The 24,584-nt window shown below is 59.7% G+C and carries 25 protein-coding genes, 1 tRNA gene and 1 pseudogene; 15 read left to right on the plus strand and 12 right to left on the minus strand.

Annotated features, from left to right (window positions below; translation table 11 throughout):
* The first annotated feature begins 141 nt into the window (after positions 1-141).
* Positions 142-675, plus strand: coding sequence for a DUF4407 domain-containing protein (locus tag H2O65_RS07750; protein WP_182141163.1), 534 nt, complete (start codon positions 142-144; stop codon positions 673-675).
* Here the strand turns inward: H2O65_RS07750 and H2O65_RS07755 are convergent.
* A complete protein-coding gene (locus H2O65_RS07755) occupies positions 672-1,520 on the minus strand; it encodes a helix-turn-helix domain-containing protein (RefSeq protein ID WP_182141164.1) in 849 nt (282 codons plus the stop codon). The two genes, H2O65_RS07750 and H2O65_RS07755, sit on opposite strands and share 4 nt — an antisense overlap.
* Before the next feature lie 211 nt (positions 1,521-1,731).
* On the opposite strand from H2O65_RS07755, the gene H2O65_RS07760 reads away from it, so the two are divergent.
* Positions 1,732-2,241, plus strand: coding sequence for a dihydrofolate reductase family protein (locus H2O65_RS07760; protein WP_220458733.1), 510 nt, complete (start codon positions 1,732-1,734; stop codon positions 2,239-2,241).
* On the opposite strand, the gene H2O65_RS07765 is transcribed toward H2O65_RS07760, so the two are convergent.
* Complete coding sequence (locus tag H2O65_RS07765; protein ID WP_182141165.1) at positions 2,220-3,059, minus strand: sirohydrochlorin chelatase; 840 nt, start codon at positions 3,057-3,059, stop codon at positions 2,220-2,222. The two genes, H2O65_RS07760 and H2O65_RS07765, sit on opposite strands and share 22 nt — an antisense overlap.
* 497 nt (positions 3,060-3,556) lie before the next feature.
* Here H2O65_RS07765 and H2O65_RS10400 point away from each other — a divergent pair, with 497 nt between their 5' ends.
* On the plus strand, positions 3,557-3,835 hold the full coding sequence (locus H2O65_RS10400; RefSeq protein ID WP_220458734.1) for a hypothetical protein: 279 nt from the start codon (positions 3,557-3,559) through the stop codon (positions 3,833-3,835).
* 321 nt (positions 3,836-4,156) lie between these two features.
* Positions 4,157-4,798: a hypothetical protein gene (locus H2O65_RS07775; protein ID WP_182141166.1), complete on the plus strand. Its 642-nt coding sequence runs from the start codon at positions 4,157-4,159 to the stop codon at positions 4,796-4,798.
* Here the strand turns inward: H2O65_RS07775 and H2O65_RS07780 are convergent.
* A complete protein-coding gene (locus tag H2O65_RS07780) occupies positions 4,795-5,139 on the minus strand; it encodes a hypothetical protein (RefSeq protein WP_182141167.1) in 345 nt (114 codons plus the stop codon). The two genes, H2O65_RS07775 and H2O65_RS07780, sit on opposite strands and share 4 nt — an antisense overlap.
* A 219-nt stretch (positions 5,140-5,358) precedes the next feature.
* Between H2O65_RS07780 and H2O65_RS07785 the strand changes: the two genes are divergently transcribed.
* Both H2O65_RS07785 and H2O65_RS07790 read left to right on the plus strand, forming a co-directional pair.
* Positions 5,359-6,354 (plus strand): permease, encoded by a 996-nt coding sequence (locus H2O65_RS07785; RefSeq protein WP_182141168.1) that lies wholly within the window; start codon positions 5,359-5,361, stop codon positions 6,352-6,354.
* A gap of 61 nt (positions 6,355-6,415) precedes the next feature.
* A complete protein-coding gene (locus tag H2O65_RS07790) occupies positions 6,416-6,655 on the plus strand; it encodes a thioredoxin family protein (protein WP_182141169.1) in 240 nt (79 codons plus the stop codon).
* A gap of 353 nt (positions 6,656-7,008) precedes the next feature.
* Here the strand turns inward: H2O65_RS07790 and H2O65_RS07795 are convergent, their stop codons facing one another.
* Complete coding sequence (locus tag H2O65_RS07795) at positions 7,009-7,662, minus strand: NAD(P)-binding domain-containing protein (RefSeq protein ID WP_220458735.1); 654 nt, start codon at positions 7,660-7,662, stop codon at positions 7,009-7,011.
* A gap of 84 nt (positions 7,663-7,746) precedes the next feature.
* Positions 7,747-8,981 (minus strand): IS3 family transposase gene (locus H2O65_RS07800; RefSeq protein ID WP_182141170.1). Its coding sequence is split into 2 segments (ribosomal slippage): positions 7,747-8,672 and positions 8,672-8,981, totalling 1,236 coding nucleotides; the frame shifts between segments, so codons are not numbered across the junction.
* 7 nt (positions 8,982-8,988) lie between these two features.
* Here H2O65_RS07800 and H2O65_RS07805 point away from each other — a divergent pair.
* Entirely contained in the window at positions 8,989-9,489 is a 501-nt protein-coding gene (locus tag H2O65_RS07805) for an SCO6880 family protein (protein ID WP_310649251.1), read from the plus strand.
* 125 nt (positions 9,490-9,614) lie between these two features.
* On the opposite strand, the gene H2O65_RS07810 is transcribed toward H2O65_RS07805, so the two are convergent.
* Both H2O65_RS07810 and H2O65_RS07815 read right to left on the minus strand, forming a co-directional pair.
* Positions 9,615-12,005, minus strand: a complete 2,391-nt coding sequence (locus H2O65_RS07810) for an MMPL family transporter (RefSeq protein WP_182141171.1) — start codon at positions 12,003-12,005, stop codon at positions 9,615-9,617.
* A 72-nt stretch (positions 12,006-12,077) separates the two neighbouring features.
* Positions 12,078-12,653, minus strand: a complete 576-nt coding sequence (locus tag H2O65_RS07815; protein ID WP_182141172.1) for a TetR/AcrR family transcriptional regulator — start codon at positions 12,651-12,653, stop codon at positions 12,078-12,080.
* 138 nt (positions 12,654-12,791) lie between these two features.
* Between H2O65_RS07815 and H2O65_RS07820 the strand changes: the two genes are divergently transcribed.
* The 8 genes and pseudogenes from H2O65_RS07820 to H2O65_RS10715 all read left to right on the plus strand — a co-directional run.
* A complete protein-coding gene (locus H2O65_RS07820; RefSeq protein ID WP_182141173.1) occupies positions 12,792-13,565 on the plus strand; it encodes a hypothetical protein in 774 nt (257 codons plus the stop codon).
* Positions 13,566-13,644: 79 nt separating this feature from the next.
* On the plus strand, positions 13,645-15,048 hold the full coding sequence (locus H2O65_RS07825) for an ATP-binding protein (protein WP_259349495.1): 1,404 nt from the start codon (positions 13,645-13,647) through the stop codon (positions 15,046-15,048).
* A gap of 88 nt (positions 15,049-15,136) precedes the next feature.
* Positions 15,137-15,682, plus strand: a complete 546-nt coding sequence (locus tag H2O65_RS07830; RefSeq protein WP_182141174.1) for a hypothetical protein — start codon at positions 15,137-15,139, stop codon at positions 15,680-15,682.
* On the plus strand, positions 15,679-17,463 hold the full coding sequence (locus tag H2O65_RS07835) for a type IV secretory system conjugative DNA transfer family protein (RefSeq protein ID WP_182141175.1): 1,785 nt from the start codon (positions 15,679-15,681) through the stop codon (positions 17,461-17,463). Before H2O65_RS07830 ends, H2O65_RS07835 begins: the two co-directional genes overlap by 4 nt.
* Before the next feature lie 82 nt (positions 17,464-17,545).
* Positions 17,546-18,001 carry a single-stranded DNA-binding protein gene (locus tag H2O65_RS07840; RefSeq protein ID WP_182141176.1) on the plus strand — a complete coding sequence of 152 codons (456 nt, stop codon included), beginning with the start codon at positions 17,546-17,548 and terminating at the stop codon, positions 17,999-18,001.
* Positions 18,002-18,022: 21 nt separating this feature from the next.
* On the plus strand, positions 18,023-18,577 hold the full coding sequence (locus tag H2O65_RS07845) for a hypothetical protein (RefSeq protein WP_182141177.1): 555 nt from the start codon (positions 18,023-18,025) through the stop codon (positions 18,575-18,577).
* On the plus strand, positions 18,577-18,780 hold the full coding sequence (locus tag H2O65_RS07850; RefSeq protein ID WP_182141178.1) for a hypothetical protein: 204 nt from the start codon (positions 18,577-18,579) through the stop codon (positions 18,778-18,780). Before H2O65_RS07845 ends, H2O65_RS07850 begins: the two co-directional genes overlap by 1 nt.
* 180 nt (positions 18,781-18,960) lie before the next feature.
* Positions 18,961-20,061, plus strand: a pseudogene (locus tag H2O65_RS10715) (recombinase family protein); the annotation flags it as partial.
* A 586-nt stretch (positions 20,062-20,647) separates the two neighbouring features.
* Here H2O65_RS10715 and H2O65_RS07860 read toward each other — a convergent pair.
* From H2O65_RS07860 to H2O65_RS07880, 5 genes are all read right to left on the minus strand, one after another.
* Positions 20,648-20,723: transfer RNA gene (locus H2O65_RS07860), tRNA-His, on the minus strand.
* Between the two features lie 96 nt (positions 20,724-20,819).
* A complete protein-coding gene (locus H2O65_RS07865) occupies positions 20,820-21,254 on the minus strand; it encodes a metallopeptidase family protein (protein WP_182142734.1) in 435 nt (144 codons plus the stop codon).
* Positions 21,254-22,168, minus strand: a complete 915-nt coding sequence (locus H2O65_RS07870) for a RimK family alpha-L-glutamate ligase (protein ID WP_182141179.1) — start codon at positions 22,166-22,168, stop codon at positions 21,254-21,256. The genes H2O65_RS07865 and H2O65_RS07870 overlap by 1 nt, the downstream gene beginning before the upstream one ends.
* Positions 22,169-22,222: 54 nt before the next feature.
* On the minus strand, positions 22,223-23,350 hold the full coding sequence (locus H2O65_RS07875; protein WP_182141180.1) for a D-alanine--D-alanine ligase family protein: 1,128 nt from the start codon (positions 23,348-23,350) through the stop codon (positions 22,223-22,225).
* Between the two features lie 31 nt (positions 23,351-23,381).
* Positions 23,382-24,581: a PLP-dependent aspartate aminotransferase family protein gene (locus H2O65_RS07880; RefSeq protein WP_182141181.1), complete on the minus strand. Its 1,200-nt coding sequence runs from the start codon at positions 24,579-24,581 to the stop codon at positions 23,382-23,384.
* Positions 24,582-24,584: the final 3 nt, after the last annotated feature.

A 24,584-nucleotide genomic window follows, 5' to 3' on the forward strand; every position in this document is an offset into this window, starting at 1 on the left:
CTCTGCGTGTCCACAGCACCTGATTGTGGGCGTTTTCCACAGTTCGGTCGTCTCCGGTCGCCAGTGTCGCTGACCTTCCAGCAGACTGTGTCCATGGTGGCAGACAGAAGCCACATAGGCGATACTGGGAGGATGATAGAGGTGTCAGTAGAAACACTGGCCACCGTGCTCACGGGGCTGGGAGTTGTCGTCGCGATGTTCTCCGCAATGGCAGTCTTTTCCAGCAGCCTGCGCAGAGAGATCCGGGAAGTGGAAAGCTCACTTCGCAAAGAAATACAGGTGGGAGACGAGTCCCTCCGCACCGAAATCAGCAAACTCCGCACAGACATGCAAGCCGGAGACGAATCCCTGCGTAGCGCAATGCAAGCCGGAGACGAATCCCTCCGCACCGAAATCAGCAAACTCCGCACAGACATGCAAGCCGGAGACGAATCCCTCCGCACCGAAATCAGCAAACTCCGCACAGACATGCAAGCCGGAGACGAATCCCTCCGCACCGAGATCGGCGAACTCCGCACCCAAACACAGAATGCAGATGACGCGCTTCGGCAGGAAATCTCAGAGCTACGCGGCGATATGAAAGCCGAGCTTCGTTCCCTAAATGACCGTCTTGACGGTACCAACATGAGGATTGATCGCCTCGTGGATTCCCTGAGGATGCCGGCGAGCGCCTAGTGGCGCCTGTCTGCCATGCCGGTAGCAAGTAAACGCAACGCCTCATGCGTCGGGCTGCCAGGCTCTGCTGTCCAGACTACGAGTTGCTGGTCGGCGTCATCGGCCTCGGCGAGTGTGTCCCAGTCGAGTACGAGTTCCCCCACTTTCGGGTGGATCACAGTTTTGGTCCCGGTGGATAGGCTGGCAACTCCTTGGGCCACCCACCACTGGGCGAACTGCGCGTCGGACACTGAGAGCTCACCAACCAAGGTAGCGAGACGCGGGTCATCGGGGTACCTAGCGGCCTGCATCCGCAGTTGCGCTACAGCGGTCCTTGCGACGGACTCCCAGTCCTTATAAAGTCGGCGCATCGCCGAGTCGGTAAAGAGGGTGCGCACGTAGTTGCGGTGCTTAGCAGGCACCTGGCCAAAGTCGGTGATCATTGCTGCGGCAAGCCTGTTCCAGGCCAAAACATCCAGCCGCCTGCCCATCACAATCGCCGGAGTTGTCACCAGATCGTCAAGCAAACGCTGGAGTTGAGGTTTGACTTTCTGCACGCTCTGCCGGGGGCTCCTTGTGGAGGGTTTGCCCGCAAGGTCAAGCAGGTAGCGACGCTGGTCCTGGTCAAGACTGAGCACATCGGCAAGGGTGTTGTGGACAGGTGCTGAAGCTTGGATGCGTCCCTGCTCAATACGCGTGTAATAGTCGGTGCTGATGGAGGCGAGTGTTGCAACCTCCTCCCGACGGAGTCCCGCAACACGGCGCGGCCCAACACCGTCTGGAAGGCCTACTCGGCGAGGGCTTAGTTCGGCGCGGCGGGCCTTGAGGAAGGTCCCGAGCTCGTTGTGCAGCATGTCGCGTTTCATCCCTCCATTGTCCTTGAAACCCACGACTTTGTGAGGGGGATAGATCCCTCCCAGGATAAAACTCTCCACTCCCGTGAAGCAGCGAAACGCAGGAACATGGACATGTGCTGATCAGAAGAAGCCAGCAAAATGAACAGGAGAAGCCATGACGAGACCGTACGTTTTCTGCCACATGATGACGTCACTGGATGGGAAGATAATCGGCAACTAGATGCGCACGCCGGAAGCGGACGCAGCCCCCGTGCCCGATGGAGACTTCGTCGCCGTGAGTGATGCAAGCAAGTACTACATATCTATTGACCCCTCCGGACGGCTCGGCTGGGATAGTGCGGAGATGACTTACCGGACCACCACTGCGCACGTCATCGAGGTCCTCACCGGAAGAGCATCGAACGCTTATAAGGCATTCTTACGAAAACTGGGGATCTCCTACGTGATCGCCGGGGACACAAATATTGACTTCGAGCTGCTCTTGGACAAGCTTTCAGATCTATTCGATGTCCAGACGCTGATGCTGGGAGGCGGTGGCGTCCTCAACTGGTCCTTCATCCAAGCCAACCTCTGCGATGAACTTAGTGTCGTCATCGCCCCCACCGCGGACGGGTCTTCAGATACGCCCGCGACTACGGCGAACACAGCGACTTCCCCGTCTACTCAGGAAAGTAGGGGAAGACGCGCCGTCCGGGGAAGCCTCCTACCTCAGGAAGCCTGCTTCTCCTGAGCGTTCAGCAACTCATTTGAAATCCGCACAACCCAGTTACCAACTTCCGGGTCCGGGAGGATCGCATCCGCACTGTAAAGAACCCGCGAAGGATCCGCCGACTCCTTGGTTGCCCGCCCAACAATGCGTTCCTGGAACATTGGATCATAGGAAACCAACTGCGGAACCACTACCACCTGGTCGGTTTGTTCAAGCATTTTGTTTATCGCATCCACCGTGGGCTTGCGGCTGTAATCAACCAGATGCCCGCACCACGCGTGGGTAGAGGCCACAACTCCCAAATCCTCCTCCGCGTGACGCCGGGTCTCTTCGAAGAATGCCGTCCACTCGTCATCGAACTCGGCACTGCCATAACCAACAAGCACCAGGCCCGTGCGGGTGTCATCCGAGGCCCGCTTCCCCAGCAACTTGTCGGCCCGACGGGCAAGGTTTGCCCTAACGAGCCCAGAGAAATCAAGTGTCGGAGAGAACTGAATGTCCGCTTTGGGGTGATACACCTCAATGTTTTCCGAAGCCAGCTGAGCCAAGAGCTTCGGATCATGGGATTGTCCACAAATCGCCGGAATGTCATCAAGGCTGTGGTCACTGACCGTGAGCAACAATGGAATGACAAGGACATCGGTGATCCCATCGGCGTCAAAGGCCTTGAGCTGCGTGGCGATTGACGGCTCCGAGTACTCCATATAAGCAGTGCGAACTTGCGCCACCCCGGGGATGGCAAGTAAGTCGTCCGGCACCCAGCGTCCGGCACCCAACGTCGCCGATGTCGGCATATGTCGCCGATAAATCGCCAAAACAACGGCGATATATGTTGACATCGGCGACCTAGTGACAAGCTCGAGACGAACCCTGGATAACGGTGCGCGGTTGGCGCGATTTCGTCCGTCATCACACCGTTATTCAAGCCAAACGCGCACCGTTACGCCAAACGCGCACCGTTACGCTCGGGGGCGGCGAGATAGGGATAGCGGGATAGCGGCCCCAAACAGCACGACACCGCCCTGGACCAAATCGTCGAGCGGCTCGGCGTGTCCGGCGATCGCTACGACGCTGCAGGCATGCGCGCCGTCGGCCGCTGACGCAAAGAAAAAGGGCCAGGCAGGACCCGCAACCAAGGGCGGACCCTGGCCACAAGTTCAAACCTGACCCATCTGGGGTGATCGCGCTGCGCGCATCAACCCCTGCGTCGGCCTCGGAAGTGTGAGCAAGCTCCCACTTCTCTCAGCTCTCCTTGGGGTTCCTGCGTAGAGAGTTTTCAAACCCTACCCCGATGCTGAAATCGTTGATATCCCGCTGGAAACGAGGCGTCTACCGGGTGTCTCAGCGGGTCGAGAACACCCCAATTCAGGACGTTCGAGGGGCCTGCGTCAGGAGGATTGGGAAACCTCAAACCTTTCTCACCCCCTCTGAAGTAGACCGCCTGGTCGACGATTACCTCGCTGGTCTCAGCGTCGGCTATCTCGCACAGAAGTATGGTGTGCACCGTGCAACAGTCTCGAAGCACCTCACCCGGAACAATGTCGTGCGCCGCCAGCACGGACTCACGATCGAGGATGCCGCTGAAGCAGTGAAACTGCACGGCGGCGGCATCTAGATACGCGCGATCGCCCGCACACTCGGCGCCGACCGAAAGCAGGTGCGCATCTCGCTAGTCACAGCTGGTGCAATTATCGCGAACGCTCGACCGTGAATTGAGATGAAGCCCCCACGACAAGCACACAGTCACGCTCGGGTCTGATGCTCGTTCAGGTGAGAGTGGAAATAAAACTGTAGGTCAGGTCACAAGTGAGCCCATATCCCTTTGCTCCCCGGCTTCGCATGACTTTGCCCGATCACTGAACTTGTGCTGGCCTCACATAGATACCCCTGGTAGTATCAGGACACGCATTACGATCACACAGTTTGGGGTTTCGAAATGATCAGGCAGTTCGCCCTTCTCGCAACAACCGCCCTGATGATAGGACTGGCTGGATGCACGACAGTCGCACCAGTCACAGAGAACGCCGACACGCCAGCCACGACGGAGGCCCCAGCCGAGAGCACGGTGGAGGAGAGCGCCGAGCGGGATTCCCCGGAAAGCGTGACTCTTCCGGAGGCTCCCCCTGCAGGCACCGACGCAGCGATCGCCTGGGAGGCTTTGATGGGCCCCGACGGCGAGTACCATGCCTCCGCGAGTTATCTCGCAGTCATCGAGAAATTCGGTGAAGTCGAACCTTATGTTTCGATCCGAGCTGCGGAGGATCGACACAGCAGCGCGCTCGTCAGACAGTTGGAACGGCTTGGCATCGAGGTTCCCGAAAACCCTTACCTCGGGAGGCTCCAGGCCCCCTCAGATCTAACGACGGCCGCCCGGGCGTGGGCCGACGGAGAAGTCGCGAACATTGCCATGTACGACACCCTCCTCGCTCAGACGGATGATGCCGCGCTGTTCCGTGTGCTCACCAATCTTCGCCGCGCTTCAGCCGATGTCCATTTGCCAGCGTTTCAGGCAGCCGCCGAGCAAGGTGGAACACTCACCCCGGAGCAAATGGCCGAGTTTCAGACCGGACGACCTTAGGGCCGATCATCCCCGGATTCATGACTGACACGCAGCCTGAACTCCGCAAGCGCATCAACCCCTCCGGTCGTATACGCGAGCCAATCGCTTCCCGCACCACGTGACTGCAGTTCCGCGAGGCGCTCCTGCCAGACGGCACCCAATGCCAGCGACGCTTCTTCGGTGGCGCCCTGGGACTTCAGCTCGCGCAGCGCAGCCCATCGTCCCTCAGCATATTTCAGTGCGGGAACGGGCACACCTGACTTCGTGAAACTGCACACCGAGGCGCCGCCTGAGGCCTGCTCCATCGCGCCCATCGCCTCGGCAAGCAGTTCGCGCAGCACTCCCTCCGCGGTCGTCATCAGTTCCCACCCCTCACGCAGCCTGTAACTCAACAGTACGCTGTGAGACTGCCGCGCCCCGTGCAGCACCCGACGAGAACTCAATCACCACACGCCCCGACTCACATCGAATATTATCAATGCAAGCACGAACTCCGGGAGGCACGCATGACGGTCGACAGTGCGCGCCCGACGCGATCCGCGTCACCCCGAGACGACCTGAAGGTTTGGGCACTACTTGTGGTCCTGGCAGCAGTTTGGGGCGTGGTGTTTGCCGTGAACGAGGTGCTGTGGCCGTGGCTGCTTGGCGACCTCTTCCGGGTAGATCTCGCATCCACACTCGGCGCGGCCCTTGAGTTCTTTCTCTACGACACCGTCAAAATCACCTTGCTGCTCGTGGGGCTCCTGTTCCTCGTGGGCCTCGTGAACACGCAGATCTCACCAGAGAGGGTGCGCGGGGTGCTCACCGGCAAGGGGCTCTTCGTGGGCATCCTGCTGGCGGTGGCGCTCGGGGCAATCACCCCGTTCTGCTCGTGCAGTTCGATCCCGATCTTCATCGGCCTCGTCGCCGCGGGCGTTCCCCTCGCCGTGACCCTCGCCTTCCTCGTCTCCTCCCCACTCATTAGCGAGACAGGCATCATCCTGATGGGCGGCACCTTCGGGTGGGACATCGCCGCAGGCTGGGCCCTCGCCGGTGCGACCGTCTCGATCACGGTCGGACTGGTGCTGTCGCGTTTCAAACTTGACCAGTGGATCGAGCCCTTCGTCTTCACCAGCCGCACCACGCAGCTCGCAACCGCTCAGAAGAGGCCCAGCATGCGTGACAGGGTGGACGCTTCATGGGCGGAGACCCGGCAGATAATCGTAAAGATCCTCCCCTACCTGGTGCTCGGCGTGCTCATCGGTGCCGCGATTCACGGGTGGGTGCCCGACGAGTTTTTCGCCGAGGTCGCGGGCCCCGAGAATCCGTTCTCGCTCCTCATCGCCACATTTGCCGGGGCCCCGCTCTATGCGAACCCGGCAGCGGTCGTGCCGCTCGCCTCAGCGCTCTTCACGAAGGGTGTCGCACTCGGTACCACGATGGCGTTCATGATGAGCCTCGTCGCGCTCTCCATCCCCTCACTCATCATGCTGCGCCGGGTCATGAAGTGGCCGCTGCTGGCGCTCTTCACCGGGATCGTGCTCGCCGCGATCTTCCTCATCGGCTTCATCTTCAACCTCATCCCGATCGCCTGATAGCCGCCCGAAGGCCATCGCGCCGACTGGCTGGCAGATCCACCCTCGAAAGGCCACGCACATGGACATCAAGATTCTCGGCCCCGGCTGCCGCAACTGCGCCACACTCGAGAAGCGCACCCATGAGGCTCTCGCTGAACTCGGGCGAGACGCCACCGTCACCAAGGTGACCGACTACGCCGAGATCGCCGCATACGGGGTCATGCAGACCCCCGCGCTCGTGATCGACGAGCAGGTCGTGGTCTCGGGCAAGGTCCCCGTGACGCGGGCGCTGCGCGAACTCATTGAGGCGGCCGGGTAATGGCGACACCTCGCGACCGACGTGTGCTCAATCATTCCCGGGGTCCGCTAAGAAGACTGGGCAGTGGGCGATCCCGCCCTCGCCTCCACCGACGAACTCGCTGAGATACGCGAAGATATCGCAGGCCGCGTGCGTACACTGCTCAACTCCCTCGCCTCAGACTGAAAGTGCAACCCAGACAAGACTACCGAACACCAGCCCACCGTACCCTTCGATTGCGTCCACAACGCGGGTCGTTCCCAAATGACTGCCGGTTGGCTGCGCGATCTCCCGGAGAGTCTGCCCAAAGCACGTCACCATACATGAAGGGGGCAGCAACCGATCTGGTTCCTGCCCCCTTGGTCGTTCAGGATTCAGCAGCAGGTCGAGGACGCCGTTCCGACCTGAACAAGCTGCGGTGCTGGCGCACAGCAGGACCCGCCAGCCGATTCCTCTGCAGGTGCGTCGAAGAGGCCGGCACCGCCGCACACTCCGGTATCTGGCAGAACAAGATCAACCCGCGCAGCCGCTGCGGTGTCACCTGCGATCGCCGCCACCACGCTGCGCACTTGTTCGAAGCCGGTGAGAGCGAGAAACGTCGGGGCGCGACCGTACGACTTCGCACCCACGATGCAGAAGCCCGACTCCGGCTGGGCAAGATCTGCCGCACCAGTAGCGCGCACGGATCCACAGGAATGCAGGTTCGGGTCGACTTCAAGCGCGACCTTCGAGGGGGCCTGCAACCGCACATCGAGGTCGAGTCGAATCTCGGAGAGGAAGGACAGGTCAGGCCGGAACCCGGCTGCAACAAACACCTTGGCCGCACGGTCAAGGTGACGGCCGTCCTCTGCCGCAAGCTCAGCTTGGCCTTCACGCATCAGGATCTGTTCCGTGCGAAAACCAGCGACGAGGTCGACAATTCCGTCCTCGACGGCCTGCTTTGCCCGCTGCCCCAGCGCGCCGCGTTCGGGCAGCTCGTCTTCACTGCCCCCGCCGAATGTGTTCCCGACGGTGCCGCGCCGCAGCACCCAGGTGATGCGTGTATCTGGGTTGCGCTTCGCGACACGGGTGAGGGGCCTTGACCCTTGATTTTGGACATCTTGTTCACATAGTTATGCCGCGCTCTGAAGCATATCCGCCTCACGCCGCTCGTACTCGTTTGGTGCAATATTCCCGATCGCTGAATGCCTCCGCCTGGTGTTGTAGCGGTTCGCCCATCTGAACACCGCCCGATACGCACTCGCCTGATCAGCAAACGCGGCCCGCCCCTCAAGGAGCTCACGCTTGAGTGCCGCGTTGAACGATTCCGCAAGCGCGTTATCGGCAGACGAACCTACCTGCCCCATCGACTGGCGCACCCCGTACTGTGTACACAGCTGCCCATACGCTTTCGAGGTGTAGACCGAGCCGTGGTCGCTGTGAAACACAGCCTCTTGAAGACAGCCGCCACGCGCACGCCACGCAGCCGTGAGCGCATCAGTAACAAGTTCGGTGCGCATATGATCGGCCATCGACCAACCCGCAAGCTTGCGCGACCCCAAATCGATACAGGTCGCGAGATACAAGTTCGTGCCATCTTTAATCGGCAGATAAGTGATATCGCCCACATAGCGGCGCCCCGACTCGCCGGTACTGAAGTCACGATCCAGTAGATCAGGGAACTTCTCGTCGCTCTGCTCAGCGATCGTGGTCCTCACCCGACGCCGCAGCCGTATCCCTACAAGTTGATGCTCACGCATCACCCTGGCAACTCGCTTGTGGTTCACCCGTTCACCAGCAGACACCCCATCGTTAAGTTCGGCAGTGACTCGCGGCGCACCATACGCACGATCACCACCTTGTTCCGTGTCCTGCAATCTCCGAATACGAGCCGCCAACTCATCGTCGGCCGCAGCCCTCGCAGCTCGTCCTGCAGCGGCGTTGAGCCAGGCATAGAACGAGGACCTCGCGACGTCGATAACTTCACACAACCGCTTCACGCCCCAGACGTGCTTATGGTCTTCAACGAACTGGAAGCGGCTCACCAGTTCGTCTCTCCCGCGAAATATTTGGCCGCCTGACGCAGGATGTCACGCTCGGTGGTGAGCTTCCTAGTTTCGGCTTTCGCTGCCGCCAGCTGGGCCTCTAAGCGGCGAATCGTGAATTCTGGTGTGTCAGCACCTGTGGTGGTTGCTGTCGGCGTAGCAGGGGCTCGTTGCCCGGTCCCGTATTTCGCGACCCACGTGTCCAGGGCACTGCGAGAGATCCCAAGGTCTGTTGCAATCTCCTGCATCGTCTGCTCAGGGGTGGATTCGTAGAGGTCGACCGCTTTGCGCCGGAATTCCTCGGGGTAGTAGTTCTTTGCCATCTCTTAGATTCTCGCTCTCTTCCAACAGGAATGCAGGAAATCACGTGTCCAAGAACAAGGGGTAAGCCCCGTCAGCGAATGGCCCCGATCGATGGTGTACCCCGGGTTTCTGGCACCTCTACTGTTATCGACGGGAATCCAACGCTCGTTCTCGCTGCTGTGCACTCCTATGCGCTCGGACCAGGCCGCCCGCGATATTCGGAAGAAGAAGACCGAATACATTTCGGACGCTCACCAGCGCCAACGCATCGGTCAGATCGAGGACGCGTCACAAACAGCAGAGTTTCATGATGTGCTGCAACAAGAGGCTGATCTCACCGCTGGCCACGGCGTGCTCCGCTACACCGGCCTAGTCAGCGTGTCTGCAACGACCGCGGAAGAACTTGATGCTGCTGTCGCCGCGATCGAGCAGGCCGCGATCCAGGCGTCCTGTGAAACCCGGCTACTCGTTGGGCAACAGGCTCAAGCATTCACTGCTGCGGCATTGCCCTTGTGCCGCAACGTTTGAAAACTGAGCATTGGGCATGGTTCATCCAGAATCCTTATAGCAATCATTTTCATTACTCACAGTGTGCACACCACGCAACGGGAACCGCATGGTGCCTGTCGTTGCGTGGTGTGCATCACCTGAGGTTAGTGGGCTGTATTGGGGTGAGCCCCGCCTTCGACCTGCTGTTTGGCGTTTGAACTCTGGTGGAGGTGTTTCAAGAGTCGGTCGCCTTCGATATCGAGGTTGGGGAGCAGCTTGTCGAGCCACTTCGGAATCCACCATGCCGCTTTTCCAAGCACCGACATGAGCGCTGGAACAAGCGTCATACGCACGAGGAACGCGTCGACGAGAATGCCAACTGCCAGGGCGAGACCGAATTGTTTCACCATGCTGTCGTCGCTGAAGATGAATCCTGCGAACACGGACACCATGATGACTGCTGCTGCGACGACGACGCGGCTGGCCTGCTCAAATCCATGAATCACCGACTGTTTGCCTGCGCGCCCGTGTACGTGGGCTTCACGCATGGAGCTGACCAGGAACATTTCGTAGTCCATGGCGAGGCCGTACAAGATGCCGGTCACCATGATCGGTAGGAACGAGAGGATCGGGCCTGGCGTGTCGAATCCTACAATCTCTTTCAGCCAGCCCCACTGGAAGATAGCGGTCATAATGCCGAAGGTGGCACCGATCGTGAGCAAGAATCCGGCGGTTGCTTTGACTGGAATCAGCACCGACCGGAATACGACGAGCAGCACGAGAAGTGACAGCACCACGATGATGGTGATGTAGAGCGGCAAGACGCTTGCGAGTTTCTCTGAAATGTCGAGGTTGATGGCGGTGAGCCCTGTCACGCCGATGGTGGTGCCACTAATACCGGTGAGCGTGCCCGTGTCTTCACGCAGGGTATGCACGAGTGTCTTCGTTGCGTCATCATCAGCACCGGCAGTCGGGATCACCGAGAACAACGCCAGCGAACTATCAGGCGAAATGCCCATTGGGCGTACCGTTTCGATCGCGTCGCTTTGTTCAAGTTCGCTGGTGATGCCAGGCAGTTGGGAATCTGTGAAGCTAGTGCCGTCGGGGGCGTGGATCACGGTGACAAGGGGTGCGTTGTACCCGTCACCGAAGCTTTCGGAGACGGCGTCTGCTGCTTGGCGTTCGGTGGTGTCGAGGTTTGCTGTGGCACCGTTTGGCATGCCCAGGCTCATTTGCGTCATCGGGATTGCGGCCACACCAAGAAGGGCCACGACCGCAACGATCACTACCCACCTGCCCTTTACCAGTGCTGTCGCGTAGCGGTGGGCGAAGCCGTGGCGCTGTTCGTAGCTGCGCTTCTGCCCGCGAGTACGCGCTTTTGTGCTCAGGATTCGTTCGCCGATGAGCCCGAGAAGTGCTGGTAAGAGTGTCAATGCGATCAACACTGCACAGAGCACAGTTGCTGCCGCTACCAGCGCCATTGTGGTGAGGAACGAGATACCGATGAGGGTAAGGCCCCCGAGGGCGATGATGACGATGAGGCCTGCAAAGAGCACGGCGCTTCCTGCTGTACCTGCGGCCCTGCCTGCGGCTTCTTCTGCCGAAAGGCCCTCACGCAGAATCAGGTGGCGTTGCCGGTTCACGATAAAGAGTGCGTAATCTAGCCCGACGGCGAGCCCGATCATGAGGGCGAGTACCGGGGTGGCGCTGGTGAGTTCGATGCTCTGGGAGAGTGCGAAGGCTCCGCCGAGCCCGACCGCGACACCGATGATGCCGGTCACCAGTGGCAGGCCCGCCGCTCGAAGCGAGCCGAGCGTGAGCAAGAGTACGAGGCCCGCGACGAGTAACCCGAGCGCTTCATGGCCACCCAAGGGTGGTTCGTGTGGTTTCAGAGATTCCGTGGGAAGTGCCGTGAGCCCTGCTGTGTCGGCATGCTCGGATGCGATCGCAACGACGTCTTCGATGACGCCAGATGGCAGGTCTTCAACCTGTTCGGTGAACTGGATCTGCATGAGGGCAACAGCCCCGTCAGCTGACACGAGCACCCCGGGTGCAAGCATGCCCTGTTTCAGCAAGGCCTCTTGCATCATCTTTTCTTGCTGCTCAGGACTTGGCGGAGCATTCGGGGATGGCATCGGTGACTGCTCAGCTGATTGTTGTGGCAGCCCCGGTTGCTGCGCCTGTTGACCAGCTGTCGCTTGGGTGGGTGGGGTTGCTAATGCTGGGGCTTCACGGGCAACGACGTATTCGTTTTCAGAAATTTCTTTCATTGCCGCGCGAACCGCGTCTGCAGCTCCATCCTCATCAAGGCGTTTGCCTTCATCAGCGGTGAAGACGATGGTGCCCTGACCGCCAGAAGTTTCGGGAAACTCGGTGCGCAGCTGGTCGATGACCGTCTGACTTTGGGTGCCATCGATCGTGATTGCCGAGCTGATTTTGGCCCCGCTTGCAACAGCAAGGCCGAGCACCCCGCCAACGATGAGCAGCCAAGTGAGAATGAACACCCACGGACGCCGGTAGGAAAACCGTGATAAACGGTACAGAAATATGGACATCAAAAGCCTTTCTGGCATGCCGAGTAAACGTAGGGTGGGCCCCTACGTGCGAAGAGTTGAAAAATGGTGGGGTTAGAGACCGGCTCTGAGCTTTGAGAACACCTTCTCAACGAACTCATCGAGCGACGACTCCGACCCCGAAGACCCGGCTTCGATGAACGAAGTCAGTGCACCGTAGGCGGCTCCAACGATGATCGGAGCCGCAAACTTCGCCGCAGAATTCTTAGCTTGCGCCGTGACCACAGCCTGCGCAGTTCTACGAATTTCTGCGTGCACGTTCTCAACGAACGGCTGCAAAGCCGGATCTTTCCGTGCCAGGTCTCGCAGCTGGGTCAACAGGTCAAGCATGCCCCCCGAAAGTTGATGAAGCGCGAGTGCGCGCACCCACTCCAGTAGCGGGATGCCCTCGGGCATCTCCGGCAGCATGGCAATGCCGTCTTCTAACTGTTCAAGAGCGAGCGCTGCAACAGCTTCTTCTTTGCACGAGAAATAGTTAGCGAATGTACGCCTGGAAACACCGACCTGCTTGACAACGTCGTCGATGGTAAACCCATCCAGGCCACGTTCCTGGGTGAATTCAAACGCCGTGCGCGAAAGCGCGTGCGAGGTCTGTTTGCGTTTCTGGTCTCTCAACCCGGGTGTTGTCATACAGCGAGAGTAACAGCAACTTTGCCCATTGAGCAACTTTGCGCGTTGGGAAATGTTTAAACAGGTTTGCTGTCAAGTTGCGCGACCAAGCACACCTATCAGATCAGTGATCCAACACTCTTCATGGAGGAGGCCGTCATGCCTACTTTTTACGATCCAGTCGCCGATGCCAGTGAAGCCGCCGACGCGATGCGCGGGCTTGCCCATGCGAGCCGCAACTTCGAGCACCCACAAGACATGTACGGAGTGCTCGGTGATCTACTCGCTAACATACGCTCACTGCGGCAGGTGCTCGATCAGCTGGCTACTGCTCATGCTTCGACGCGATCACGCGCCTTCGACGATCACGGCAACCACCAAACAGGGGCAAGAGATGCTCTCGCAGCAGCTGACGAACTACATCAAGCCGCAATCTTCATTGACCAAGCGGAAGAGCACGTAAACGCTGGAGCATCAGCGGCAGCTCGAATCGCGTGGCATGCTGAGTCTCCCGCAGAACCCGCCACAGTCAAGCGTTGGGTGAGCATCTGCTTCTTACAGGGCGAAGACGCTGACGAAGTACTGCAACTGATCGATGACGAGGGCATCGATGCTGCTCTCAACCATCTCAAGAGCTGGGATTACGGCGACGAAAGCACGCAAGCCGCCTTAGAGAACGGGCATGTCTATGAGTCACCGCCGACGGGTCCATTGGAACGCGAAGTTCGTGACGGCGACTACGACATGACCTACAGTCACTCCTTCGGATATGTTGCCCTCTACCGGCAGCACGAGATCAGTGCCGAAGACGCCGTCGAGGATCAGCCCGTGCTCAACACGACTGCACGTAACTCTCAGCATGTTCATCACTCCTCGTGGTTTGAACATCCCGGAGTCGCCGCGGTGAAACGAGCGAGAGGGCTCGGGCTGTGAAACGCGATGAGCGTGAGCGTCTGCACACATCGGTGCTCGTTTCACCCGCGGCAGAAAACGTGGCCTTCGTAAGCAGCGGGTGAAAGCAGCGAAGCAGATTGAAGTCGCACAGCACCGGACCGAGCAGGCTGCAGCGCGCGAGAAATGGGAGGCGGAGCAGGCGGAGCGCCGATCCACCATATATTTACCCAACTCAGGAGAACCTGGCACTGCACAATTGCGATCGCCAGGCAGGTTCAAATTGCCGCGGCATCAAGACACGTCAGCAACGCTCGCTGGCGCGTACCCGTTTCTTGCCGAGGGTGGGCTCGGCTCCGACGGTGTATTCGTTGGCCAAGACCTCTACTCGGGTGGGTCCTTCGTGTATGACCCCTGGGTGCTCTACTCGCGCGGCATCATCACGGCCCCAAATCTCGTGCTCGCTGGCATCGTCGGGTCAGGGAAATCGAGCCTCGCAAAGAGCCTCTACACTCGATCGCTCCCATTCGGGCGGCGTGTCTACGTGCCGGGAGACCCGAAAGGTGAACACACTGCCGTCGCTGAAGCAGTCGGTGGGCGCGCGATCGTGCTCGGCCACGGACTCATCACGCGCCTCAACCCTCTCGACGAAGGCTACCGGCCCTCAGGAATAGGTGACGATGAGTGGGCAATTACAGTTGCCGCAAGGCGTCGTGACCTGATCGGAGCACTCGCAGAGACAGTGCTCGACCGGCCGCTCTCGCCGCTTGAACACACGGCGATCGATACTGCGCTGACAGAAACCGTGAGGCACAACACGGTACCGATCCTGCCAATGATCGTCGACCATGTACTTGCCCCCGACCAGGCGGCTGATAGTGATGGGCGGCTTGCCGAAGATGGCAGGCTCGTCGGGCACGCACTCAGAAGACTCGTATCAGGCGATCTTGCAGGGCTCTTTGACGGGCCATCGACGGTGCAGTTTGACCCGACGCTACCGATGATCTCGCTCGATCTGTCACGCGTTGCAGAGAACTCGACACTGATATCGGTGCTGATGACCTGCTCGTCAGCGTGGATGGAATCGGCGCTGCTTGACCCGAACGGCGGGCAACGCTGGTGTATCTACGATGAAGCCTGGCGGCTCATGTCACACCCGGCCCTGTTGAAGCGTATGGACGCGCACTGGCGACTTGCACGCCACTACGGCATCGCAAACATGCTCATCTTCCACAAACTCACCGATCTTGAAAACGTAGGCGACCAAGGATCAGCAATGCGTTCCCTCGCAAACTCACTGCTCGCGAACGCAGAAACACGGATCATCTACCGCCAAGAATCTGACCAACTCGGCGCTACTGCAAACGCGCTCGGACTCACCGGCACCGAACGGCAGCTTTTGCCTGGCCTCGGTGTCGGCCAAGGGCTGTGGCGTATCAAAGACCGCTCGTTCGTCTGCCAGCATCAGCTCCACCCCGCTGAACTTGAGCTTTTCGATACAACTGGGCGGATGAACACGCAGTAACGCACCAATTTCTGCAGTGCAAAGCCTTCCACGGCAGGCGACACAGCTCGGTGAATGCCGTCTGGGAAAGTAAGCGCACCTACGTCGCATGAGCATAAAGAACCCCCACTCGAACGTCACCGAAGCACCGTTGATTGAGCTGCCGCTTGCGGTCATCACTGTTGGTGGAATCGGTCACGTACACGTCACACTCGATGGTGCTGATTTTCCAGCTACCGAACCGGATGCTCCCTGGAGTCGAGCGCGGTTCGGTGAGCTGCTCGACGCCCTCACTCTGAACCGCACGCGAACTATTCGGGTTGAGGTGCGCGAGAGCGACGGCACCGTGTTCACCGACATTATTCACACCACACGCCCAATCATGTCTACACACATGCCTGCAGCCCCTTCGACGCCAGCACCGGTGTCACAGCGCGCACGGAGGGGCCGAATACCGCAGCTGCTCGAACTTGGTGGGGCCGGGTTCATCCCTGGCGAAGACATCACCGTCGCACTTACCATCAGCTCCGCTGAAAGTGATGCACGTGGTGTAGTGCGCGCACTGATCGATCTCGCCCAACTGGCCGAGTACGCAACCGAGGTGCTGTTGATCGGCAACATCTCGGGCCGAATCATTACCGAGCAGCTGCCATGAAACCAACGAACCGACAAGCTGGTGCGCTCGGAGACGAACTCACCAACATCATGATTGCAGCACTCATCGGAGTCTTCGCCCTCGCCCTCGTGCTGCGCGCAGCCGGAACAATCACGGCATTCATAATGAGCAGCGACCCACCACAGGTAGGTATTGCGGGCGGCGTGAACGTACTATTCACGCCTGGCCATCCCGGCACTGCGCTCGGAACTGAAGATCTGAACTCATTCGCGTATTGGATGGTCACAGCGATCATGCTCAGTGTTTTGGGCACTGTGACCGTCTGGGTGTGGAGCCTCTGGCGTCGGCATTCGCGCAAGATTGACACTGACCCGCGCAGGCTCGTTGGTGTTGCGACCACCCATGAGGTGCACACCGCGGCCTCTGCGAAGTCTCTGCTGCGCAGGGCCGGAACGCTTCGGCCATCGCTCGAACACCCGACGCCAGCAGATATCGGGTACCTACTCGGGCAATCTCGCGGCAAAGACGTGTGGGCGAGCGTTGAAGATTCAATCTTGCTCATCGGCCCACCCCGTTCAGGGAAAGGGCTGCACATAGTGATCCCAGCAATTCTTGATGCGCCCGGCGCAGTAGTAACGACCTCGACCCGGCCAGATAACCTCACCGCGACGCTGCGTGCACGAGAACGGATCGGCCCGGTGATGGTGTTTGACCCCCAACACCTCGCCGACGGCGTTGCCTCAGGGTTACGATGGTCGCCAATTCGCGGGTGCGAGGATCCGCTCACCGCAATGATCCGTGCCACCGGGCTCGCAGCAGCCACCGGACTTGGCGACGGCGGTGTTGATGGTGGCGGGTTTTGGGAAGGAAAAACCCGTGTCGCGCTCCAAGCACTGCTGCATGCTGCCGCACTCGATAATCGCAGCCCTGCTGAACTGTTTCGATGGACGCTCGACCCATCAGCTGCAGCAGACGCAGTCGCAATTCTGCACACCTCTTCACGGGCAGCGACGGGATGGGCGGACTCGCTGGAGGCGATGATCGAAGCAGACCCGCGCACCCGGGATTCCATATGGCAAGGTGTTTCACTCGCACTTGCGGCTCTGGCTGACCCGCGCGTGATGGATGCAGTGAGCCCTACAGAAGATGAAACATTTGACCCCGAAGTGTTCATTCGAAGCAAGGGCACCCTGTATTTGCTGGCTACCGGGGCCGGTGCTGGCAATAGCGCAGCGCTGGTTGCGGCACTCGTCGAGGATCTCGTGGAGATGTGCCGTCGTATTGCGGCACGATCACCCGGTGCACGACTTGACCCGCCGCTTCTGCTGGCACTCGACGAGATCGGCAATCTCGCACCGCTGCCCTCTCTACCAACGCTGATGGCAGAAGGTGGAGGCACAGGCATCACGACAATGCCGGTGTTGCAGTCGCTCGCGCAGGCGAGAGATAAATGGAGCGACGATCAGGCGTCCGCCATCTGGGACGCCAGCATCGTGAAGATCGTGCTCGGCGGCGCTTCAAACTCACGAGACTTGCAAGACCTCTCTACGCTCATCGGTGAACGGGACGAGTTCACCGACTCAGTGAGCCTTGGCGACTACGGCTCACGCACGAGCCAGCGTTCTGTGCGCCGTGTGCCGATCCTGCCGCCCGACCGTATCCGTACGATCCCGTTTGGCACCGGTGTTCTGCTGTTGCGTTCAGCCCCGCCCATCATTACCGACTTGCATCCGTGGCCCAAGCGCTCCGACGCGAAGGCTCTGCAACGAGAACGCAGCGAAATCGAAACGCTGCTGCTTAAACCTGCATCTGATGACTGAAACTCCCCGCGGGGGTGCTCGCGCACCTGCCTGATAGGAGCTACCGGCCTGGCGGCTTCCACTCAGACAGGAGAACAGTCCAATGACTATTCGCACACAGCAGTCGATCTCTGGTTTTATCGCCAGCGACCCGCAGCTCACTGAAACAGACCGTGGTGAAGCGCGATTTTATGCACGCTTCGGGCAAGAAAACTACCGGCACGAAAGCGACGGCACGTTCACGAAACTTGAAACAAGTTTCCACAACCTCGTCATATACCGTGCCACCGCCGAGCGGGCCTACGAGCGGTTCGTGAAAGGCGACAGCTTCGTCGCTGAAGGCTACTTGCATCCGTACAACTACGAGCGCGATGGGCAAAACCTCGAAGGTGAAGAGTTCGTCGCAAAGAAAATCGGGCACGACACCGCTCGCACACACTACAGCGTCGATCGCAGTTCTCGCAGTGGCGCGCACGACGTGCCGTCACGAGGGGAAAATAGAACGTTCGAAGCGCCCAGGCGGCGGCCAAGTAGCGATACTCCAGGCCTCGGTCGTTGAACGGGAATAGGGGCGTCTCTCATGAACGATCACACTGAATTCGATGACACTGCGGAGTCCAGCTTTTCTCCCGAGCCAGCTGCCGTGCCGCCGCACCCAATCAATTGGAACCTGCTGACAGCGCACGATCTGGAACAGGAGCTGTTGGTGCTCAACCGCTGGGTCAACTGGCTTCGCACGGAGTACGGGCTACCAGCGTCAGAAATACCACCGATGTGGCACCGGCACTCCGAGCTGCTTTGGGAGCTGTCTGCCCTGCATCTGCATTGGCTCTGCGCTTATGACCCGGAGCAAGACGGTTCAGCACCATTTGGGTGGCACCGCGACTTCTCTGACGCTCGTGTCAGGCTGCGGGATTGGGTTGCCGCAAGCGGCACTCGCCGAGATCGAGACCGGCCGACGCGGCAAACACCCTGGCCCGGCGAGGAACAACCTCCACAAATTGCAGAACAGGTCGTCACCGACCGTGACGCTGACTTTGTGCAGTTCGTTCTCGACCAGGTCGCAGCCCGCCAAGCCGCAGAAGATGCCTTCTTTGCAAGCATCGATTTGCACGCCAGTGAGGCAGAAGAGTGATGACTCCGAACTATGAACGAGTGACTGATCGACGGAGCAGAGAAGAACGTCAGCTCAGCATCCGCGCAGTGCACCGCGACACTCCTGATGTCGATCTCCTCACCGAGCTACTCATCCGTTTCTCCCTCCAAGATGTTGGGGCACGACGAACCACTGAATCAGGCGACCGCATATTCGAGGCCAAATCTGCGCGGTCGGCGTAGAATGAAGTTGTCTGCCGCTGCGGTAGATGTTGTGGCATTAAACCCTCGGGCAATAATTCGAGGCAAGATAACGTGGCCGATTCGGCTTAGTCCTACAGCCTTCGGGCTCTTCTCACGATCAACATTTGCAGTTGATGATTCTGCGGTGGGCACTTGTTACCCCACTTTGGAGAAGAGCCAATGACCATCACTGTTCCAGACAGGCAGCCGATCGATGATCTTGCGTACCCTTCGATCCCTTCGGGCGGAGCGGTTGCGGTCACGTATCTTCGTGTCTCAACCAAGGAACAGGCTGAGAAAGGTGGCACAGAGGAGGGCTACTCAATCCCCGCCCAGCGTGAAGCGAATCAGCGCAAAGCCGATGACCTTGGGGCGACCGTTGTCGCCGAATTTGTTGATGCTGGCGAATCTGCGCGCAAGGCAGACCGACCCGAGTTGATGCGGATGATCAAATACGTCGCCCAGCACCAGATCAACTACTGCATCGTGCATAAGGTTGACCGGCTTGCGCGAAACCGCGCCGACGACGTTGCGATCCATTTGGCGCTGCGTGATGCAGGGGTCACGCTCGTGTCGGCGAGTGAAAACATTGACGAGACGCCGTCGGGCATGCTGTTACACGGCATCATGTCGTCAATCGCAGAGTTCTACTCACGTAACTTGGCTACCGAAACGGTGAAGGGCCTCTCGCAGAAGGCCGCGCAGGGTGGTACCACGAACCGGGCACCGATCGGATACGTGAATGTCGGTGTGCGCGACAAGCGCGGCCGTGAGAATCGTACCGTTGAGGTAGATGTAGAGCGGGCAGCACACATCAAGTGGGCTTTCGAACGATTCGCTTCAGGCAGGTGGACACTCTCGCAGCTGCACCGAGAACTCGAACGCCGAGGGCTCACGACACTGCCGACACCGAAGCGGCCATCAAAGCCGATCAGCCTGTCGGGCTTGCAGCGCATCCTCACAAACCCTTATTACACCGGAGTCGTCAGATTCAAAGGCGCAACCTACCCGGGTGCGCACGAGGTGATCGTGCCGAAAGAGGTCTGGTATCAGGTGCAGAACGTGTTGGATTCGCACAAGTCAGCGGCCGACGCGACCCAAGTGCATGACCATTACTTGAAGGGCACCGTGTATTGCGGGCAGTGCGGTGGGCGGTTGATTATTGTCAACGCAAAGAACCGGCACGGCAAGGTCTACCCATATTTCGTATGCAACGGTAGGCATTCAAAGAAAACGAACTGCACGCGGCAAGCCGTGCTCATAGAAGATGTCGAACGGCTCATCGAGGCGTACTACGGGCGCATACAAGTGAGTGGCGAGGTGCGGCAGTCGCTTGCTGGCATGCTGCATGCCGAGTTCGATCGGTTGATGGCCAGCGAATCGGCTGAGCTTGCAAACCTTGCTGCCGAACGCGACCAGCTCGATGAAGAGCGCACAAAACTATTGCAGGCTCACTATGCGGGGGCAGTGCCGCTTGATTTGTTGAAACGGGAGCAGGGGAGGATTTCGAACCGGCTCGAAGATATTGAGCATCGCATTAACGCACATCACGAAGAGTACGCGTCTTCGCGTGAAAACCTTGAAGATTCACTCGCGTTACTCGCGAACGTGTCGCTGATCTATGGGCGCTGCGATGACGCGAACCGGAGAATCTGTAACCAGGCGTTCTTTCGTAAAATCTTCATCGATGAAGACGGGGAAGCGCGGGCTGAGTACCAGCGACCGTATGGGTCATTGTGTGATGCCGAACAGCAGGCGAACGCACTGAACTGGGCAGCGGCAGCAACAGATGCAAAAACAAAAAAGGGTGAGGTTCAAACCTTCACAAGACTGGATAATCTTGTCGAGGGTTTGAACCTCACCACTATGGGGTGGCTGACGGGACTTGAACCCGCGACAACCGGCACCACAAGCCGGGGCTCTACCAACTGAGCTACAGCCACCATTGCCGCCCATAACCTCAGGCAGCACCTACAGATATTAGCAGAGGAAACCCGCCGTTCAGACCACGAGCGCCCCTCCGTGAGGGTGAGGTGCGTCTACCAACCCAATCCGTGCAGCTCCTCGTCATCCATCCCGAAGTAATGCCCGATCTCATGCACCACGGTTCTGTACACCTCTTCACGCACCCGTTCCCGCGTCCGAAACACGCGGATGATCGGGTTCTGGTAAATGGTGATTGTGTCCGGCATCGCACCCGAGTAATGCCCCCGATTCGGCAGCGACACACCGTGATACAGCCCCAGCAGGTTGCGGCGACCACCCGGCGGATCATGCTCCACAATGAAAGCGCAGTTCTCCACCGCTGCCGTGAAGTGTTTGGGGACACGTTCGAGGGCGGCTTCCACCATCTCCTCGAACTCCTCATCCGTGATGGGGAGCTCAACTTCTGGAGCATCCGGCTCGGCTGCGACCGGTTCGGCCCCATCCGGTTCGTGCGTTTCCCCCGCTGCGGCGCCCCCGTCCTCGTCCATCACCAGAACGCGCGCATCCCAATCGCGTCAGCGAAGTTACCCATGGCGTCCGGCGTGGAATCTTCATAAAGATCAGCATCGACGAGGGCGATCTCCATCACCAGGAATGACCCTTCCCCATCGGGGACCACGTCGACGCGGTTGAAGAGGAACTGTTCATCCCGACCCAGCCGTGAACGGACGTAGTCGTGGATGACTAGGCGAATCTGCTCCCCCCACACCAGTTCCTGCTCGGTTGGAATATGCGCGGAGACAACAGCCTCACGAATGGAACGATCCGTCACTTCCGATGGGTGCAGTAACGCCTTCTTCTGTACGGCGTGAGACAAAAGCCCGTTGAAGAAGATCAACGACATCTCACCATGTTCGTCAATCTCTTCGCGGTAGCGCTGCACCATGATGTCGCGCCCCTCACCAAGCAGCGTCATCGCCTGAGCCATTGCCGCCTGACGTTGCTTCAAGTCATTCGTGCTGTAGCGTCCAATGTCGCGCACACCCGAAGACACCGTCGGCTTGACGACAAAGTCACCAAACGCTGGGAAACGCGCGTGGACCTGCCGTTTTTCGTAGTTGTTTGCCGCCGCGATCCACGTGGTCTGGATGGTGGGGAGCCCGCGACTGGCCAACTCCTGCAAGTAGTGTTTGTCCGAGTTCCACGTCAGCGCATCCGCACTATTGAGAATACGTGGCACGCTGCGAGCCCAGGTAAGGAACTTCTTGCGATCACGCGCGTAATCAATGACTGAGCGGACCACAACCAGTCCCGCGTCATCCCAGTTCACATCAGGGTCGGTCCACGCCTTGATCTGCGGGTCCATGCCGCGTTCGGCGAGGGCGTCCAGCAGTCCATTTTCATCCGGGTACAGGTTCGGCATCGACGCCGCTGTCGCCAGGGTCACCTTTGGTTTGCTCATGACCCTACGTTACCGCGTCGGCGTCGCGCAGATGCCGTGGTTACAGGGAAGCTGTTAGCGCAATCCCACCGGCCGTGCTGCTGCCTCTTCCAAGAGCGCGCTCACCAGTTCTGGATACGTGATCCCCACTCGGTCGAACATGACGGGGTATAACGAGCCGGGGGTGAAGCCGGGCAACGTGTTGATTTCGTTGAGGACGATGCGCCCACTTTCTTCGTTGTAGAAGAAGTCGATACGGGAAATCCCCTCCCCCTCTACCGCTTCGAATGCGACGAGGGCGATCTTCTGGATTGCTCGCGCCACGTCCTCGGGAAGATCGGCTGGGCAGTCCAGTTGTACGGCCTGGGGGGCAAAATACTTGGATTCGTAGTCGTAGAAGCCTTCCGTGAGGACGCGGATTTCCCCAATTGCGGAGGCGCTCAGGGAGCCGTCCGCCGTTCCAAGGACTCCACACTCAACTTCACGACCAGGGCATGCTGCCTCAACAATCACGCGCGGATCATGACGCATGGCTTCGTCGAGGGCGGCGGCTAGGTCGGCTGCCGCATCCACCCTGGAGACACCGAGGGACGACCCGGCACGACACGGCTTCACAAATACCGGGAAGCCGAGGGCGGCGACTTGCGCCTCCCATTCCTGCTGGTCACCTAGCCAGTCTCGCTGCGTGAAGGCGACCCACTCCCCCACGTCGATGCCCGCGGCGCCGAGGACGGTCTTCGTCAGGTACTTGTCCTGGCATACCGCCGAGGACGCGACCCCGCACCCCACGTAGCGAACCTTGGAGAGTTCCAGCAGCCCCTGCACGGTTCCGTCCTCGCCGTACGGGCCGTGAAGCAGTGGGAAGAGGACGTCGATGTCACCGATGGTGCGCACGGTTTCTGGGACTGGATGACCGCCGTCGTCCACCTCAAACTGAATCAGCCGCGGCGAACCCGGCAGGATTGCGACGCGCAGGTCCCCTGCCTCAACCGTGTACCCACCGTCGTCGCCAAGGACGTAGGCAAGCGGGTCCGAGGGCATAGGAACCCACTGCCCGTCGGGCGTGATACCGATGGCGAAGGTCTGCCACTTCTCTTCGTCAATAGCGCCGAGGACGCCACCGGCAGTTGCACAGGAAATCTGGTGTTCCCCTGACATTCCGCCGAAGAGGACGGCGACGAGGGGGCGAGGATCAGCAGTCATGGGAACAACTTTAGTACCCGCCCCCCGCAGGTCATGCCGACTCCAGGGCAGCCCCCAGATCAGCTATCAGGTCTTCCGCATCCTCCAGTCCCACTGACAGGCGCAGGTGACCATAGTCCTTGAAAGGCTCGGGGTAGTAGACCACGCGCGGCCCCTCATTGCTGACGTGCATGATGAGGGTTTCGTCGTGTCCCAGCGAGACTGCGGAGGTGATCACTTTCAGGTTCGCGACAAAACGGTTCTGGGTGTCACGGTCGCCCTCGACGGCAAAGCAAAGCACACCGCCGTACCCGCGGCCGCCAAACTGGCGGGTGGCGAGTTCGTGTTGAGGATGCGATTCCAGGCCCGGATAGTAGACGTACGCGACCTTGGGGTGGCCTTCAAGGAACCGCGCGACCTTCTGGGCGCTTTCCTGGTGGCGCTGCAGGCGCAGCGGCAAGGTGACGGAGCCACGCTGGATGAGCCAGGCGTTGAACGGAGAGATTGCCCCGCCCACATCAACCATGGCGTCAGACTTGATGGTCTGGATCAGCTCTGTGGACCCGGCAACCGATCCCCCCATCGCGTCCCCGTGACCATTGATGTACTTGGTTAGCGACTGCACCGCGAAGTCTGCACCGTCCTCGAGCGGGCGATACAGGGGCGGCGGCGTGAAGGTCGAATCCACGCTGAGGAGGGCGCCATTATCGTGAGCAATCTGCGCCAAGGCCGCTACGTCCGCAGTCAGCGTAGTTGGATTGGCGATGGTCTCCGTGTGGATGAGGCGCGTGTTGGGACGCAGGGCAGCTCGCACAGCATCCAGGTCAGTCACGTCCACGAAAGTCCCCTCGATCCCGTACTTCTCTGGGAAGATCTCTTCAAATAGGCGCCAAGTCGCCTCGTAGGTGGTGTCAGAGATGATCGCGTGGTCCCCCGACTTCAGGGTCGTGAAGAACACGCCGTGCAGAGCAGCGACTCCGGTTGCCAAGACAACCGCGTCCTCGGCGCCTTCGAGGGCAGTGATTTTTTGCTGCAGGGCGATCTGGTTTGCGCCGGTATTGCGTGTGTAGAGCGGAATGTCGGTGCCGGACCAGTCAACCGTGGAAGGGTCGTAGGGCAGCGCATAGGAGTTAGCCATGATGATCGGGGTGCGGATCGCGCCCGAACCTTCATCAATAGCGTTGCCAACGTGGATGGCCTGGGTATTGAACCCCAGGGTCTCAGGATGGGCTTTGTCGGGTCGGGTTGTCATGGG

Origin of the sequence: Schaalia sp. JY-X169 (assembly GCF_014069575.1) — a bacterium.
Classification (GTDB): Bacteria; Actinomycetota; Actinomycetes; order Actinomycetales; family Actinomycetaceae; genus Scrofimicrobium.